15 protein-coding genes are annotated in these 15,648 nt (G+C 47.5%); 4 read left to right on the top strand and 11 right to left on the bottom strand.

Going from position 1 to position 15,648, the window contains the following annotated elements; translation table 11 throughout:
- Nucleotides 1-11: 11 nt before the first annotated feature.
- The 5 genes from L3V45_RS03620 to L3V45_RS03600 form a co-directional block, all read right to left on the bottom strand.
- Complete coding sequence (locus L3V45_RS03620) at nucleotides 12-923, bottom strand: putative nucleotide-diphospho-sugar transferase (protein ID WP_015388567.1); 912 nt, start codon at nucleotides 921-923, stop codon at nucleotides 12-14.
- Between the two features lie 24 nt (nucleotides 924-947).
- Nucleotides 948-1,916, bottom strand: coding sequence for a GDP-mannose 4,6-dehydratase (locus L3V45_RS03615; RefSeq protein WP_032865771.1), 969 nt, complete (start codon nucleotides 1,914-1,916; stop codon nucleotides 948-950).
- 6 nt (nucleotides 1,917-1,922) lie between these two features.
- Nucleotides 1,923-2,687 carry a glucose-1-phosphate cytidylyltransferase gene (locus tag L3V45_RS03610; protein ID WP_003155676.1) on the bottom strand — a complete coding sequence of 255 codons (765 nt, stop codon included), beginning with the start codon at nucleotides 2,685-2,687 and terminating at the stop codon, nucleotides 1,923-1,925.
- A gap of 214 nt (nucleotides 2,688-2,901) precedes the next feature.
- Complete coding sequence (locus L3V45_RS03605) at nucleotides 2,902-4,830, bottom strand: lipoteichoic acid synthase (protein WP_003155677.1); 1,929 nt, start codon at nucleotides 4,828-4,830, stop codon at nucleotides 2,902-2,904.
- A gap of 427 nt (nucleotides 4,831-5,257) precedes the next feature.
- The gene (locus tag L3V45_RS03600) at nucleotides 5,258-8,440 is read right to left on the bottom strand and encodes a bifunctional cytochrome P450/NADPH--P450 reductase (protein ID WP_236837256.1); all 3,183 of its coding nucleotides are present in this window, start codon (nucleotides 8,438-8,440) and stop codon (nucleotides 5,258-5,260) included.
- 164 nt (nucleotides 8,441-8,604) lie between these two features.
- On the opposite strand from L3V45_RS03600, the gene L3V45_RS03595 reads away from it, so the two are divergent.
- Nucleotides 8,605-9,675, top strand: a complete 1,071-nt coding sequence (locus tag L3V45_RS03595) for a DUF3900 domain-containing protein (RefSeq protein WP_003155683.1) — start codon at nucleotides 8,605-8,607, stop codon at nucleotides 9,673-9,675.
- A 36-nt stretch (nucleotides 9,676-9,711) separates the two neighbouring features.
- Here L3V45_RS03595 and L3V45_RS03590 read toward each other — a convergent pair whose 3' ends face one another.
- Nucleotides 9,712-10,833, bottom strand: coding sequence for an FAD-dependent oxidoreductase (locus L3V45_RS03590; RefSeq protein ID WP_236837423.1), 1,122 nt, complete (start codon nucleotides 10,831-10,833; stop codon nucleotides 9,712-9,714).
- Nucleotides 10,834-10,982: 149 nt separating this feature from the next.
- Here L3V45_RS03590 and L3V45_RS03585 point away from each other — a divergent pair, with 149 nt between their 5' ends.
- The gene (locus L3V45_RS03585) at nucleotides 10,983-11,495 is read left to right on the top strand and encodes a MarR family winged helix-turn-helix transcriptional regulator (RefSeq protein WP_003155687.1); all 513 of its coding nucleotides are present in this window, start codon (nucleotides 10,983-10,985) and stop codon (nucleotides 11,493-11,495) included.
- Nucleotides 11,496-11,533: 38 nt separating this feature from the next.
- Here L3V45_RS03585 and L3V45_RS03580 read toward each other — a convergent pair whose 3' ends face one another.
- The 4 genes from L3V45_RS03580 to L3V45_RS03565 form a co-directional block, all read right to left on the bottom strand.
- Nucleotides 11,534-12,178 (bottom strand): Bax inhibitor-1/YccA family protein, encoded by a 645-nt coding sequence (locus tag L3V45_RS03580; RefSeq protein WP_012117028.1) that lies wholly within the window; start codon nucleotides 12,176-12,178, stop codon nucleotides 11,534-11,536.
- Between the two features lie 90 nt (nucleotides 12,179-12,268).
- Nucleotides 12,269-12,571: an FMN riboswitch-binding regulator RibR gene (locus tag L3V45_RS03575; RefSeq protein WP_003155691.1), complete on the bottom strand. Its 303-nt coding sequence runs from the start codon at nucleotides 12,569-12,571 to the stop codon at nucleotides 12,269-12,271.
- A 29-nt stretch (nucleotides 12,572-12,600) separates the two neighbouring features.
- Entirely contained in the window at nucleotides 12,601-12,774 is a 174-nt protein-coding gene (locus tag L3V45_RS03570) for a YezD family protein (protein ID WP_003155693.1), read from the bottom strand.
- 312 nt (nucleotides 12,775-13,086) lie between these two features.
- Nucleotides 13,087-13,953: an STAS domain-containing protein gene (locus L3V45_RS03565; protein WP_014304568.1), complete on the bottom strand. Its 867-nt coding sequence runs from the start codon at nucleotides 13,951-13,953 to the stop codon at nucleotides 13,087-13,089.
- A gap of 160 nt (nucleotides 13,954-14,113) precedes the next feature.
- Here L3V45_RS03565 and L3V45_RS03560 point away from each other — a divergent pair, with 160 nt between their 5' ends.
- Both L3V45_RS03560 and hmoA read left to right on the top strand, forming a co-directional pair.
- Complete coding sequence (locus L3V45_RS03560) at nucleotides 14,114-14,476, top strand: VOC family protein (protein ID WP_003155695.1); 363 nt, start codon at nucleotides 14,114-14,116, stop codon at nucleotides 14,474-14,476.
- A gap of 84 nt (nucleotides 14,477-14,560) precedes the next feature.
- A complete protein-coding gene (gene hmoA / locus L3V45_RS03555) occupies nucleotides 14,561-14,887 on the top strand; it encodes a heme-degrading oxygenase HmoA (RefSeq protein WP_015388574.1) in 327 nt (108 codons plus the stop codon).
- Between the two features lie 32 nt (nucleotides 14,888-14,919).
- Here the strand turns inward: hmoA and L3V45_RS03550 are convergent, their stop codons facing one another.
- Nucleotides 14,920-15,609, bottom strand: coding sequence for a YetF domain-containing protein (locus L3V45_RS03550; RefSeq protein ID WP_003155697.1), 690 nt, complete (start codon nucleotides 15,607-15,609; stop codon nucleotides 14,920-14,922).
- Between the last annotated feature and the right edge of the window lie 39 nt (nucleotides 15,610-15,648).

The raw sequence follows: 15,648 nt of genomic DNA, 5'->3' as shown, positions 1-15,648 counted from the left end.
TATATGATCATTTATTTGTTATCATCCTCAGATGCAAAGCCGCTGAACTCCGGGCAGACGGCGCTGACCGTCCCGATCACCCGCTTCAGAATGTCCTGATAAAGCTGATGGACAAAAGGCAGGTCGGTCCGGTCCGTCTCATGAATCTGCCGAATGTCGCCGGCTGTGACGATCCGGTATCCGCTGAAATGATAGAAAATCAGCGGATTTCCGTCTTCGAGCACAAGACGCCCGTCCTTCCATGAAAACGTGTGGCGGCCGTAATTCCAATGGCCGATATTCACGCCGGGCGTGGTGATGTCACACACGTTCGGGAACAGACCGGACATGTAATCCAAGTAGCCTTGATCTCCGAATTTTCCTTCGCCCGGCGCATTTTTGCATTCTTCAAGGCAGCGTTCTTTCCACCATCTGAGACAATCTGTGCCGGCACTGTCGGTTTTGAAGCTGAGAAAACCGGAATTATACCGGCCTAAAAGACGCTGCAGCATGTCGATTTCCTGTTTTTCAAATGAGGGAATGACGATATCGCCCCGTGACAGAAGCACCGAACAATCCGGCTGATTGTCAAAAATCGCGCGCGGATCAGCGAAGAAAAACAAATCGGCATCAATGTACGTGACACGCTCTAATTCCGGATGTCCGTCCAGCACGAATTCGAGAAATACCGGCTTCACCGTCCAGCAGTATTCGCTCTGATCCCTCGTCCGCTTCAGTTCAAGGAGCTCCTCATTTTCCAGTGCGGACACCTGAATCAAGGTGACATTATCCGGACGCATTGCCTGAAGCACGTCATAGGTGTCTTGATCCATACACAAAGTAAAAATGGGGGCGTCCGCCTGAACCGCTTTCAATGAGCCGAACAAAGCGATAGCCTGATACAGCCTTCCTTTTGATAAAACTGTGCAATATGCGCTTGTCACGTCTTTCTCTCACCTCTGTTTCTGTTACTTTTGAAAAAAGGCTTTATACCATTCGATCGTTTTTTCTAATCCTTCATCAATGGTATGCGCGGGCGTCCAATTCAGAAGCTTCCTCGCCTTTTCCGCTGATAAATATTGGTGCTTGATTTCGTGGCTTCCCTGGTTAAGCACTTTCGGCTTGAGGTCACTGTCCATCGCCTTAAGAATTTTTTCTACAAGTTCCAGCACCGTCAGCTGAATCTCATTGCTGAAGTTGAACGCTTCTCCCGCAAGATTGAGCTCCTCCATCTTTTCCGCCAGCAAAAGGTATGCCTCGACCGCATCCTCGATGTAAAAATAATCACGGATAAATGTGCCGTCGCTGCGGATTTCCGGCGCTTCACCGTTCAGCACGAGCTGAATCGTCTGCGGAATAATCCGGTTGAAGTTCAAATCTCCGCCGCCGTACAAGTTGCCGCAGCGCGTAATACAGACCGGAAGTCCGTACGTATTAAAATATGTGTGGCTTAATAAATCGGCACAGCTTTTTGATACGTCATACGGATGTTTGCCCTGAAGAGGCATGTTTTCATCGTACGGCAGTGTCGGCTGGTCGCCGTACGCTTTATCACTGGACGCGACGATCACCCGCTTGATGAGCGGGTGCCTGCGGCACGCTTCAAGGATGTTCCATGTGCCGAGAATATTGGCTTCAAATGTGGAAATCGGATTGCGGTTTGCGACGCCGACGATCGCCTGAGCGGCTAAATGAAAGACCGTGTCAATTTCATACTCGCCCAGCGCCCGCTCAATCACATCCAGATCTTCAAGCGCGCCGTGCACGATATTCATTTGCTTCACTTGTTCTCCCTGATACAGGTTCGACTTGGGCACAGTGTCACGGACAAGTCCCGTCACATTAGCCCCCTGATCGATCAGTTCCTTCACCAAGCAGCTTCCTAAAAGACCTGTACATCCCGTCACAAACACATTTTTATTTTTCCAGAAACTCAAACTTGATCACCATACCTTCCATACATGTTGTCCCCGGTCCCACATCTTGTTGATTTCCAGCAGATTTTTATACGTATCGATCGCCGTCCAGAAACCGTAATGCCGGTATACCGCCAATTCGCCGTCCTTTGCCAGCTCCTTCAGCGGTTCTTCTTCAAACATGACGTCCCTGTCTTTCGGCAGATAATCAAATACCTTCGGGCTGAGCACGAAAAATCCGCCGTTGATGATGCCGTCACTTGAGGTTTTTTCAGAAAAGCTTTTCGCCATACCGTCTTCAACCGTCAGCGTTCCGAATTGCGAGGTCTTTTCTATACCGGTGACGGTTGCCGCAGCCCCTTTTGATTGATGATAGCTGATCAGATGAAACAGGTTGATGTTCGCCAGTCCGTCCCCGTACGTCATAAGAAAGGTTTCATCACCGATGATGTCCTTCGCCTGTAGAAGCCGCCCCGCTGTCTGCGTGTGTTCCCCCGTGTCTAAAAAAGTGATTTTCCACGGCTCGGATGTTCCCAATATCCGCACTTCTCCGGTAGAGCTGTCCAGCGTCATGCTGTGATTCTTCCAGTCATAATCTAAGAAATATTCCTTAATCATTTCTCCTTTGAAACCAAGAAGCAGGATAAATTCGTTCACGCCATAGTATTGATAGAGTTTCATAATATGCCATAGAATCGGTTTGCCGCCTATCATGGCGAGCGGTTTGGGACGTTCATTGGTGATTTCGCTCATTCTCGTTCCTTTTCCGCCGCAGAGAATGACTGCTTTCATCTCTACCCCTCTTCTCTGTGAATATTGGATTCGAAACCGCCCGTATAAGAGAAACCAACCCGATAATTTGTCCGATTCTCTACCACCGGTTTCAAAATCTACTGTAAGATATGAGAGATTGGCGCCCTTTGTGACCAAAAGCTCTCTCTTTTTTCAGATTGGTGAAGATACACAAAAAAAAGAGCCTCACGGAAATTCCGTAAGGCTCTTTCTATTATTTATTATCCTGATTCAGCTTTTCTTTGCCGTAATGATATTTAGACGGATCAACCGGCGTAAAGTCGCTCAATTTGTGGAATCTGAGCAGGTCTTTGTACATCACGCTGTCAGACAGCTTCAGCTGCTCTGTGACTCTGGCTTTCAGGTTTTTCGTTTCCTGATTGCCTTTCAGTTCTTTCCCTGTCTTCGTATCGTATACGACATTGGAGATGGAAGTATATTTCGGCGTGACGTAATCTCCGTTGCGGAACGTCACCGTATCATCATGGTCTTTCGAGAAGAGATCGGTGCCGAAATTAATATATTTCTTAGAATCGATGCCTTCCAAGTGAAGGATCGTCGGCACAACGTCCATTTCACCGCCGTACGTATGGTTCACCCCGCCTTTTTTGCCGGGGATGCGAAGCATAAGCGGCACACGCTGATTCTGCGCGTTTTGATAAGGCGTAATTTCTTTGCCGAGAATTTCTTTCATCGCGCGGTTATGGTTTTCAGAGATTCCGTAATGGTCTCCGTAAAGCATAATCACCGAGTTGTCATATAAACCGGATGACTTCAGATCTTTAAAGAACTGTTCAAGCGCTTCGTCAAGATAACGCGCCGTCTGGAAATAGTCATCCACAGTCGCGTCGCCCGTTTTCGCTTTTTCGATCGTTGCGTCTTTTTCATCAAGCGTAAACGGATAATGGTTCGTCAGCGTGAGCAAATGCGCGTAGAACGGCTGTTTCAGCGACTGAAGCTTCGGTATAGATTCTTTGAAGAACGGTTTATCCTTCAGTCCCATATTGACAAGGTTGTCATCAGACATATCGTATGTGCTGGCGTCAAAGAATTTATCGTAGCCGATATGTTTGTAAATCTGGTCACGGTTCCAGAATGATTTGTAGTCACCGTGTAAAACGGCGCTTGTATAGCCCTCACTTTGGTCAAGGATGGCAGGAAGCGATTGATACGTGTTTTCCCCTTTTGTCACGAAGGCTGACCCTTCAGGCAGTCCGAACAGACTGTTATCCATCATCAGCTCGGCGTCAGATGTTTTACCTTGGCCCGTTTGGTGGAAAAAGTTATCAAAGTACGTCATGTCCTCTCCGCCGCGGGCGAGTTTATTCAGGAACGGCGTAACTTCTTTTCCGTCAAGTTTGTAATTGATCAAAAATGATTGGAAGCTCTCCAGGTGAATCTTAATGATATTTTTGCCTTTGGCCTTGCCGAAATACTCGGCGTTCGGCTTCGCATAATGCGACGATGTGTAGTTTTCAACGCTCGTCAGGTCATCACTGCTGGCATATGCACGCTGTGATTCCGTCTGCGCCGTCTGTACGCCGTCATAAATCGTGTAATTATAAAGGCCTAAGTATTTTACAATGTAATTGCGGTCAAACGTTCTTGTCAGCAGCTCCGGGCGGTCCTCTTCGGCAATCGCCAGGTTCACGAAGAACAACACAATACCCGTCACGATAATTAATGACGTATACCGTTTTTTCAGCTTGAATTCCTTCAGCTCACGTCTCCACACCAGAAGCGCGATTAAAATAATAATATCAACAAAGTATAAAATATCATGGCCGGACATAATGCTGAAGATGCCGTCTCCCATATTTCCGACATTACCGGATTGCTTTAAGTTCGGGAATGTCAAGAAATCATCGAAGAATCGATAGAATAGGATATTGGCATACAAAATAAACGTCATGATGAAATCAATAATCACCATGATAATCGCTGATTTGCGGCCTTTCGCAAACAATGCCAGTCCTAAAAAGAAAATGGCGCTTGAGAACGGATTGATCACAAGCAGAAACTGCTGCGTCGGACCCTTCACCCCAAGGTTGAATTCAGCATGATAGGCTAAATACGTTTTGGCCCAAAACAAAATAATAGCCAGTACAAAAAAACTAAGTCTGTAAGAAAATAATTTCTTCATGGCAACCTCTACTTTCCTAAACACTTTAAATCTGTATTCTTACTTTTTGCTTCAATTCCTGCTTTCCGAGCAAAACGAAAGCATCACACAGCCCCATAAACACACCATTTTAAAAAACGATATATTTATCATTCGTGTCATGCCTATTGAACATCTTATCCCGCCAGCCATTAGACGCAGGATATCCGTTCTTCGTTTCACATTTTTTTCTGGCATTAAAAGGTACCTTATCAGACCCGGTCTGAAAATAGGAGATACCAAATATAAGAATAACACAAACTTCTAAAAACGAAAAATGAATATCAAAGACAGCCGCCCAACAGGCGGGCTGAAGTTATTGTATGCAAAGGGACTGAAAAACTTGAAGGTTTTTTTTGGGTGATGTAAAAAAAGGACCGGAGTCATCCAGTCCTTTTCATCACATCGCTCAAATCCCCGCCCAAACATCTTTTGCGTAAATGCCTTTTGTCTGGAGGTCCAAAAGCCATTCTTGCGCTTGCCGTTCGTCTGTTTCGCGGACCGACTGATACGCTTTTTGCAGCGTTGCCTCTACATCGGGCGCCATTTTGCTGCCGTCGCCGCATACGTAGAGGTGCCCTCCCCGGCCGAGGATGGAAATTAAAGCGCCGGCGTCTTTCGCCATTAAGTGCTGCACATATGTTTTCGGTACGCCTTCTTTGCGGGAGAAAGCCGTATGAAGCGTCACGATTCCGTCTTTTTCATAAGCTTCAAGCTCGTCACGGTAAATAAAATCATGATCGTTTCTGCATCCGAAATACAGATGAGCCTCCCCCAGCTCTTTTCCTTCTTTTTTTAACGCTGCCCGAGCCTGCAGAAATCCGCGGAACGGGGCGACTCCTGTGCCGGGACCGACCATAATAATCGGTTTTTCCGGATCTTCCGGCAGCCGGAATCGTGTTTCCGGAGTGCGGACAAACATCACGATACCATCCTCAGGGCGGCGGTCCGCTAAATAATTCGAAGCGACTCCGCGATACTCACCCAAACCGCTCCGGGCGGGGCCGCGAACGACGCCGACGGTAATTGAGGCCTGCCCGGGATGTTTCCGAGGCGAACTTGAAATCGAATAATACCGCGGCTTCAGCGGGCGCAAAAGCTCCAGAAATCGCTCAAACGGAAGTTCACACGCTTCATATTTTTCAAGGAGATCGAGCATTGAGACGCGCGATGTTAAGATTTGCTCCTGATAGACGCCCTCCTCAAGAAAATCTTCCAATTCCCGTTTGTGCGGCGGACAGACCGTATAAGCGGCCATTTCCCGGATTTGAGCCCTTGATGCCGCTTCCTGCAATTCGACACAGCTGCTCAGAAGATCATGCAGCCTGACGGGCCGATCGAGCGGGAGATGAGCCGCGCTCTGTCCGCTGGCCGTCAGCAGCACTTGATCATTCCCGTTCAGATTGAACCGGCGGAGAACACGGCTGACCTGCTCTTTGCTGTTTACCGGCAGCACGCCGAGATGATCCCCTTCATGATAGGCAGCCTCTTTCGGCAGAGTGATTTCGATATGCCTTGTGCTCCGGCCGCTTTCCGGCGCCTGAAGTTCCCTGTTTTCCGCAACGGATGCGTAAACCGCTTCATACGTCTGTGCCAACGGAGACCCGCCAAGCCCGCTGACAAATTGAAGGCCCAGCGCACTTCGCTCTTTTTCGGCATTTTCATTCAGCTTAAGACCGAATGCCTTCATGGCGTCCGTCCACATGCTTTTTTTCCATTCATCAAGCTTTCCTTCAAAATCCCCGCTGACGTCCCCTTCGCCTCGGGCAGAAAAGCGTTCCGCCCCTTTTTCGGCAAGCTTCTCATCAATCAGTCTCGGCACAGCCTGATATGTCGCCGCCCAGTTATGATCACCGCAGCCGAAGACGGCATATCGGACACCTTCCAGCTCCCCGGGTTTGACTTCTTCAAGCCATTGAACGAATTGTCCCGCGTTGCTCGGAGGCTTTCCGTTATAAGAGGACGTAATGATCAAGAGAGCTCCTTCTTTCGGCAGTTTTCCGATCCGGTCATTTAAAGGCGCCGTTTCAGTCCGGACGCCGTGCATCCCGGCAGTATCGGCAAGTTCCCGCGCCACGCCTTCTGCGGTTCCCGTATCTGAGCCGTACAAAATCAGAAGCGGTCGGTTATCAAGCCCGATAATGGATGCGCCTTTTGTTTCCCGTTTTTCTTTTTCGACGTCTTCCGCCGCTTTTTCAGCCGCCGGGAGAGCTGCCGCAACGGCTCCTTTGTTTCTCGGCCGCACCCGGATATGAAAGTCGCCGGGCTTAATCGTCAGTGTCTGTTTAATATCGAGCTCATAATCGGTGTGATCGATAAAGGTAAAATGCTGCAGAATCATCCCCAGAACAAGAGTTGCTTCATGCAGGGCGAACTGCATACCGATACACGCCCTCTGCCCGTTTCCGAAAGGCTTATACGCATGGTGAGGCACTAGATCAGGATGTTCAAACCGCTCCGGATAAAATTCCTCCGCATTGTCTCCCCACGCGTCTTTATCACGGTGAAGCTGGGGAATTAAGACGGAAATTCTGTCTTTCGGCGTGATCGGATATTTCCCGCCGATCACCGTATCCTCTTTCGCATAAAGGCTGAACGCAGGCGCGGTCGGCCATAAGCGCAATGACTCCTGCAAAATCATTCGGATATAACTAAGCTCCAGTACTTGTTTATAAGAAGGAACGGGATCGGTCAAAACCCGATCGGCTTCTTCATAGGCTTTTTCCAAAACACGGGGATGTTTCAGCAGAAAATAGATGGCAAAGGAAAGCAGGCCGCTGGTCGTTTCGTGGCCGGCAATTAAAAACGTGATGATTTGAAACCGGATATTTTCATCATCAAGTTTTTCGCCCGTTTCCGGGTCTTCCACATTCAGCATTCTGGCCAGCAGATCCTTTTCATCCCGTCCGCCTGACCGGCGCTCTGCGATAATACTGTCTACTAACGAAAACATCGCCTGAATGTCATGATGAAATTGGCGCTTCGTCCTGATCATGAGCTTATCCTGAACATCAAGGCGCTGCATTTGGTGCATCGCTTCATCAAGGGCGCGCACCATGCTGTTGATAAACGGATGAGGCGTTTCCCTGTAATAGCTGTTAAACCGATAGTTAAAGCCGCAAAGCCCGATCGTATCGAGCGTCAGGCGGGTCATATCGGCAGGCACATCAACGGCCTCATCCGGGTTCAGCCTAGCCCATTTTTGAATCAGCTGCACCGCGATATCAGTCATCATCGCATGATAATCTTTCATCGCGCGCTGGCTGAAGGTCGGCATCAGAATATTATGCGCCTTTCGCCAGTTAGGCTCATGCGTCCAGCTTGTAAACAGCCCGTCACCGGAAAACGCCCGGACTTTCTCCAAAGCACCTTCAATGCTTTTATCGAACCGCTCTTCATCACATACCTCTTTCACCAGTTCATGTCCGGACACGACGATAATGGCGCCCGCCGGGGTATGCAGCTGAAAAATAGGCCCCTGCTCGTTTGCCAGTTTGATCAGCGACATTGTAGGCTTGTCTTTATCAAGCAAAGGAAGATTGCCGAGAGGACCGAATGTCTTCGGCTGCGGAATCGGACCTGTTTCCTTCATGAATAACACCCTTTCTTACACATTGATGCGTTCCTTCCAACTACAGTGCCCTTTTCACCGGCCAATTATCCGCCGTTACGGATCAATCCCCGGATTGACGATTGATAACGGTTTTTTCTATACTGGAGAGGCTTGTTAAATACAGAAATAAGGTGAGTTCACATATGGATTTTGAAATCAAGTTTTTATCGTTTTATGTCATTCAAGTGGAAGGAAAAGACGAACAGGCAAACAAACAGTTCAAACATTTCCAGACCCTTGACACAGACGAATTTGAAGAAAGCGAGCTGAAGGATTTTCTTGACGGGGAATTGAAGAAAATCGTCAAACGGAAAGCTGAACGGCATCCGCAATCCGAGCAGGTCCCCACAAAAATCGGCCATTTTATCACGGAGCCGGGCCATGAGCTTGATTCAAATCCGAATTACAACCTTTTCAACCGCGCCAGACTTGCGGATACGAAGGAAGCATTTATCGAGGCAAGCGAACAGTTCGTCCGTACTTATCTTGACACGAGCGCCGTGCGCGGCGGTGTTTTTATCGTGGCTTCGGCCGTTCCGCGCAAATATTTTGAGGACAAATTCGTCTTTATGATGAAATGCGATTTCGAGCCGAAGGTCGCCCGCATCTCAGACGCCTCGTCTCTCATTAAAAAGGTCGAAATGGCCATCACGACAAAAAACATGAAAAGCATTCAATATCCGTATATGCCGGAAGAAGGCATGACGGAAGAGCATGAGCTGAAAATCCACCAGGCCTCGCACGCCCGTTATTTCGAAGATTTTCTCAAATTTGTCGAATATGGCGAATCGATGCCGGAAATCATGAAAAACCAAGTCATGAACATGGTGCAGGAGCACGTGTATGAAACTTTTGAAGAAAACAGCGAAGAGCTTCAGCAGTTTGAGCACGACATTGAAATTTGGGAAGCGAGTGAAAAGCGGGAAATTCAGGAGCGCCTCGACACCCATCAAGTCATCGAGGCATCCGCGCAGATCATTGAACACACGCCGGAAGCCGAGCTGAAAATGAAAGTCGGAGAAACAGAGATTAAAGGATTACTGGCTGATTTCGGCGAATCCATCCATCTCGCAAAAGTGAACGGGCGCTATGTCGCGCTCATTGAGGCGGAGACGATCTCGTTTGAAAAAGGCAGTTCGCCGGTGGAGTTTCACAAGCCTGAGGGGCTGCATGAGGTGATTGAGCGGATACGGAATAAATCTGAACAAGACTGACAAAAGTCCAGACGCCATGTTCTGGACTTTCTGTATTTAATAAGGCTCTTTGAGCAATCGATAGCATTCACCGATGATGTCTTGGACGCCGGGCGTTCCCTTTATCTCGCGGCGGACGATTTCAGATGAGAGATTCTGCACCTGTAATGCCCGCTCCGCCCGTCTTTCGAAGTATGCTTGACATGCAGTTTCATGGTTTTCGTGTTTTTGCAGTTCTTTACTAAGCACAATCGCGTCTTCAATCGCCATCGCCGCTCCCTGCGCCAATGTCGGCGCTCCTGCATGGACGGCATCCCCGCCCAGAACGACGCGGCCTCTGTGCCACGGTTCTTTGACCGCCATCTGCTCAATCTTATGAAACAAAACGGGATATTCCTTTGACATATTCTCTGTCACAAACTTCACTCCCGGAATTCCGCGCAGCAAGTCTCTCACCCGTTCAAAACGTGTGTCCTCGTCATCCCTGAAGTCAGCGTCATACGGCCGGATGATAAATACGTATCCTGTTTTTTCAGAGAGCGGCACGACCCCGACCTGCGTCTGCCCCTTTTTATACATCAGTGCCGAATCATGAAAAACCGGCTCGGGAAAAGAAATGTAAAATCTGTGCGCTCCCATGCCGAGATACTCTGTTTTCACTTCCCTTTGCAGCATGTGATCGCGGACAGCGGAGCGGATGCCGTCAAAGCCGGCGAGGATGTCAGCCGTCATCGCGGTTCCGTCTGCACAATGCACCGTTATTTCATCTGCCGTTTCTTCGTAAGACACGACTTTTTTACCGGGCAGAATCGTGACCCCCGCCGCCTCAGCATGCTTCCTGAGGATATCGTTTAACGTTTGACGCAATATATTATTCCGCCCCGGCAATGAATCATCTAAAAACGCCTCACTCACTTTAAACTGCAGCGTTCCGTTTTCATCATGCTGCTTCAGCCATTCCGTTTGAAAGCCGTGTTGACAGCATTCATCATACACACCGATTTCCTGCAGCACCCGCAGCGCATTTTGAGGCTGGAGAATGCCCGCTCCGCTTTTTCGCATGTCGGACGCCGCCTCGCAAAGGGTCACTTCAAAACCCGCTCTGCCGAGAGAAATCGCTGCGGACAGGCCGCCGATCCCTCCGCCCGCTATGATGATCTTTTTCACTTCATGGTTCATCACGATACCGCCTTCTCAATTTATTTATCATTTGTTAACTATTAGCCACCTTACTATATTGGCTGAAAAACTGTCAATCTTTATAGGTTGCCTTTTGAATCCGGCAAGCTTATACTTTGAATCACTAAAATGGTACGGAGGCTTACAAAATGGAATTGAGACATTTGCCGGATTACTCGCAGATTGCCGGACGCGCTGAGATTTACGCCGATATGGATGCTGAATCATTGAAAACATTTTTGACGTTATTTGATATGTCTAAAAAAATGAATCAGGTCATGGAGCATTATTTCTCAAGTCACGGATTGTCCGAAGGGAAATTCAAAATTTTAATGTTTCTGTTTGACGAACCCGGCCATAGCCTGAGTCCGACGGAGCTGGCGAAAAAATCCAATGTCACCAAAGCGACCATCACCGGATTGATCGACGGACTCGCACGGGACGGCTTTGTAAACCGCAGCCGGCATACCGGTGACAGACGAAAAATCAGCATCGAACTTACAAGGGAAGGAAAAGAAAAGCTGATGCTGTTTCTTCCCGGCCACTTCTCCAACATTTCAGGAGTCATGGAAAGCTTCACCGCTGGAGAAAAAGCGGAATTGACAAAAATGCTTGAAGTTTTATTTGATAAGCTTCTGCTATTTTCCGGAGACAGAACATAAAAAGGCGCCCCTCTTAGCAGGGCGCCTTTTTCGCGCGATTAATCATCACTGTTTAAAATCCCGAAAAACCGAAGCAGGTTGATAAACAAGTTGATAAAGTCGATATAAAGCGTCAATGCCATCAAAGGAATCAGGTCAGCCGTGATGTCCCGGTGCTTGATCTGGTTCAGATCGTATAAGATGTACATTGAAAACACAATTGTTCCGATGACGGAATACGCCATCATGGCGGCGGAATTCAGCGGGCTGAAAATATTAAAGATCCCCACTGCGAGAAGCGCGATAACAGCGACAAGCAAGAAGGACCATAAAAACGACAAGTCCTTTTTCGTCTTAGCGCCGATCGTACCGAGCACCGCAAAAATCACAAACGAAGAACCGAATGCCTCCAATACGACATAGGCTCCGGCTGCGGACGCATAATGGCTGATGATCGGAAACAGCGTCATTCCGGAAATAAAAGCGAATGAAAAGACAAACACATATCCGACGGCTTTTTTTCGGCGCAGCCAAAATGCGGCGATGATCATGACGACCTCCAAGATCGACAGCGGCAGCATCAATGCCGGCGGAATGAACTGGCCCGTATACAGGCCGATTGTCGCAACTAACAGTGTAAACACAAATACCGTGATAATGCGCTGCATAATAGATTGTTTGCTCTCATAAGCAGCAGTTTGCATGTCAAAAGTCCTCCCAAAAAATGATCGTGATAGGTCTATTATAAATAAAATGGGAGAAATTCGCATGATTTTAAGAAGATTTTAAGGATGTCAGGCCTGACGTTTTGCTGCGCACTCCTGCATATCCATGAAATCATGCAGTTTTTTCGTCAATCCGCCGTGCCCGAATCGGATATTCCCCTTCTGCCCCGGCGTTTTCACGAAATCAAGGAATGCCAGCACATAAAGACGCCTGACGGGAATCGGAATGACGCCCGCATCATAAAACCAGCCGTCAATTGTATTGAGCACGCCTTTATTTATGCCGTATTGCTTCGTGCACCAATGCAGAAAGCGCACTTCGGGCAGGTGCAGATACCGGCTCTCCCGGAAAGGAACAGTTGAATGCTTCATATGTACCGCCTCCTGTCATTGGCTGTTTTTTAGGATTGTTTTACTTCTTTGCTCTTCAGGGAAAATCGATATTTCTCCACCTTATCAATTTGTGTCACTTGGGAATTATGAACCGTAATCTGAACAGTCCCGAAATCGAGCGTTTCCAGCGCACTGATAATCTTTTCGATCACATGCGGATCTACGTTTCCTTTGGACGTCATCATGCTCCCCCTTTATGTCTGGACGTTCGTCTTTTGACAATGAGTGTTTTAATTCATACTATTCTGATAAGAAATATATAATTATACTATTATGTTTTCATTCAGAAATCAACAGCATTTACACAATTTTCGGATATGTTTTCTTTGCGAAAACTTTCACTTCCTTCGCTTTGACATAAACCGTGTCGCCGACGCCCGCCCCCAAGGCGTCATATTGCTGTTTTTAAGAACGCAATCTTCACGTTCCGACATGTTTAAATTGTTTTCCGCTGACAAAAAAAGCGCCCCGCCTCTGGACGGAGCACCTTTTTTCTATGCTTTTGCTTCCTCGATAACACATGTGACACCCATGCTGGCGAGCGCCTGCTCCAGAGAGCCGTAAGTTTGATACTCTGAAAAATCAAGTCCCAATTGGATAGAAGTCTGTGCCACATCAGGCCGAATGCCGGAAAACACGGTTCTGATGCCGAGGAGAAATAACGTTTTCGACAGCATATATAATTGCTGCGCCACCATCGTATCGACAATGGGCACACCGGACAGATCAATTACAAGGTTTGTGATCCGTTTGGCGACACAGTTTTCCGGCACCGACTCCAAAATCACACGCGCCCGTCTCGTATCAATCGCGCCGATGAGCGGCAGAGTGCCGATCGTATCCGCGATCAAAATAACCGGACAGCTCAATTCGGAAATAAGCTCCTGCTGAGATGACAGCCTCGCGATCATTAATTTCTGAAACTGTTCAGTAAAATCCGTCATCAGCTGATCAAACGAGCCGTTGACAAGGTAATTCCAGCGGCGGGCATCCTCATTTGTTACAATGTCCTGATGCTCATCCATAAAACGGGTGACCGCCTCCCAAAAGACGGTTCTTGAATTGCCGATCGCCTCAACGACCTCATGAACCTCCGCGTCTTGCTCCACTCTGCTTTTCGCTACCTGAGCGGCCCATTTTTCTTTGTTATGCTGAAAAACGGCCGGATCTTCCAAAAAAGCGCTTGCGATGACCGTGTTTGTAAAGGTATGCTGCTCGATCAGCAGCCGTTTCATTTCCTCACTTAATTGATCCGCAGAATAAAAACGCCCTCTCAGCTTCCGTCTCAGCTTGAGCCATTTTTCCGTCAGCTCTGCCGAATGTGTAATAATATAATCATGAAGTAATTGGTCTTTGTTCACTGCCGTCTCCTCTTTCAAGAATATGTACTTTTGTCTAAATTATAAATCGGAATCGCCGATCGCACTAGAGAAATTAAAAAAACCTGCACATTAAAGCTTTTGATTGCTTTTTTCGGCAGGAGGATACACTATAAAAGAAATGAAACAGGAGGTCAGTATGATGATCAAAAAAATCGCGACAGTCGCCGTATACACTGATGATCAGCAAAAAGCGAAAACATTCTGGACGGAAAAAGCGGGGTTTGAAACCGTCGCCGAGCATCCGATGGGACCGGGCGCCTTCTGGCTTGAGGTAGCGCCCAAAGGGGCCGCCACTCATTTGGTTATTTATCCGAAATCGATGATGAAAGGCGCCGAGCATATGAAGGCTTCTATCGTATTTGAGTGTGAAGATGTCTTTGCCGCATATGAACAGATGAAAAGGAACGGCATCACCTTTTTAGATGAACCGAAACAAATGGAATGGGGCAGCTTCGTGCAATTTAAAGATGAGGATGGTCATGTCTTTCTCCTGAAATCGTAATCCGTCAGGCATCTTAATTGACTTTGAGAATCATTTTCATTTAAAATGTTGGATAAAGCGTAAAAAGGATTGGAGAGCTGCCAGATGTTTGTGCAAATCAGAAAAATGACCGTAAAAGAAGGACATGCCGACAAAGTAATCGAACGCTTCAGTTCAGAAGGCGTGATTGAAAAGCAGGAAGGTTTGATAGACGTAACGATCCTGGAAAAAAAAGTCCGCCGCGGTGATGAAGAAGTCGTCGTGTTAATCCGCTGGGAGTCAGAAGACCATTGGAAACAATGGGAAAAAAGCGAAGACCACATCGCGGCCCACAAAGCAAACCAAGGCAAGCCGAAACCTGATTATATGCTTGGGACGGATGTCGGTATGTATCATGTCAGAGCCGTTAAAACAGGCGTACACGAAAAATAATAAAGAGCATTTGCCCCAGGGCAATGCTCTTTTTATTTTTTCTCCTCAAACGGCAGGACAAACAGCGGTTTATCGGGCTTCCATTCCGCATACAGCACGTCCTCCGTTTTTTTGATGTTCAGCTTTTTCAGCTCCTGATTCAGCTGCTTTTCTTCCAGCCCGGCTTCTTTCAGATTTTCATACAGCACTTCGCCGTCAATAATCAGCGTGACCGGCAAAGAGACCTGCTTCGGCTTTATTTGCATGTCGCCGTTCTTCGTCGTGTCATATTGAAATTTCGGCAGGACGCTGACCATCCCGTTTGTTTCTAAAATTGCGTACTCCGCTTCCTGTATAGAAAAGCAATTCGCCTGTCTGAGAAGGCTTTGCAATTGATTAATGTCCAGCTTATTCTTTTTCAGCACATCATATTTCAGTTTTCCTTTATGTATGATAATACTCGGCTCGCCCTCCAACAGCTTTCTGGAGCTTTTTACTTTCTGCGTAATCAGTTCGATGAGATAAATTAAAACCCCCCATAACAGAGAAGCAAAAATGATTTCAATAATCCTGACGCCTTTATCATACACCGCATTTCCGACCAGTTCGCCGAGGATGAGCGCGGAAATAAAATCAAACGGCGTAATTTGCGAGAATTGAGTTTTTCCAAGCAATTTTAAAATCACAAATAAAATACCCAAGCCGCATACTAACTCCCAAGCCACTGTAAGTAAATGTCCCATATTTGCACCTTCTTCTTAAAAGTCATTACCATTATGGAC

It is taken from the genome of Bacillus sp. R45, assembly GCF_021729365.1.
GTDB lineage: Bacteria > Bacillota > Bacilli > Bacillales > Bacillaceae > Bacillus > Bacillus velezensis.
Note: the sequence above shows the minus strand (reverse complement) of the source record. Positions and strands in the feature narration are given on the sequence as shown.

Coding starts and splice junctions, on each gene's coding strand:
- L3V45_RS03610 (WP_003155676.1), bottom strand. CDS start 2,687: ATGAAAGCAGTCATTCTCTGCGGCGGAAAAGGAACGAGAATGAGCGAA.
- L3V45_RS03605 (WP_003155677.1), bottom strand. CDS start 4,830: ATGAAGAAATTATTTTCTTACAGACTTAGTTTTTTTGTACTGGCTATT.
- L3V45_RS03600 (WP_236837256.1), bottom strand. CDS start 8,440: ATGAAGGAAACAGGTCCGATTCCGCAGCCGAAGACATTCGGTCCTCTC.
- L3V45_RS03595 (WP_003155683.1), top strand. CDS start 8,605: ATGGATTTTGAAATCAAGTTTTTATCGTTTTATGTCATTCAAGTGGAA.
- L3V45_RS03590 (WP_236837423.1), bottom strand. CDS start 10,833: ATGAACCATGAAGTGAAAAAGATCATCATAGCGGGCGGAGGGATCGGC.
- L3V45_RS03585 (WP_003155687.1), top strand. CDS start 10,983: ATGGAATTGAGACATTTGCCGGATTACTCGCAGATTGCCGGACGCGCT.
- L3V45_RS03580 (WP_012117028.1), bottom strand. CDS start 12,178: ATGCAAACTGCTGCTTATGAGAGCAAACAATCTATTATGCAGCGCATT.
- L3V45_RS03575 (WP_003155691.1), bottom strand. CDS start 12,571: ATGAAGCATTCAACTGTTCCTTTCCGGGAGAGCCGGTATCTGCACCTG.
- L3V45_RS03570 (WP_003155693.1), bottom strand. CDS start 12,774: ATGACGTCCAAAGGAAACGTAGATCCGCATGTGATCGAAAAGATTATC.
- L3V45_RS03560 (WP_003155695.1), top strand. CDS start 14,114: ATGATCAAAAAAATCGCGACAGTCGCCGTATACACTGATGATCAGCAA.
- hmoA (WP_015388574.1), top strand. CDS start 14,561: ATGTTTGTGCAAATCAGAAAAATGACCGTAAAAGAAGGACATGCCGAC.
- L3V45_RS03550 (WP_003155697.1), bottom strand. CDS start 15,609: ATGGGACATTTACTTACAGTGGCTTGGGAGTTAGTATGCGGCTTGGGT.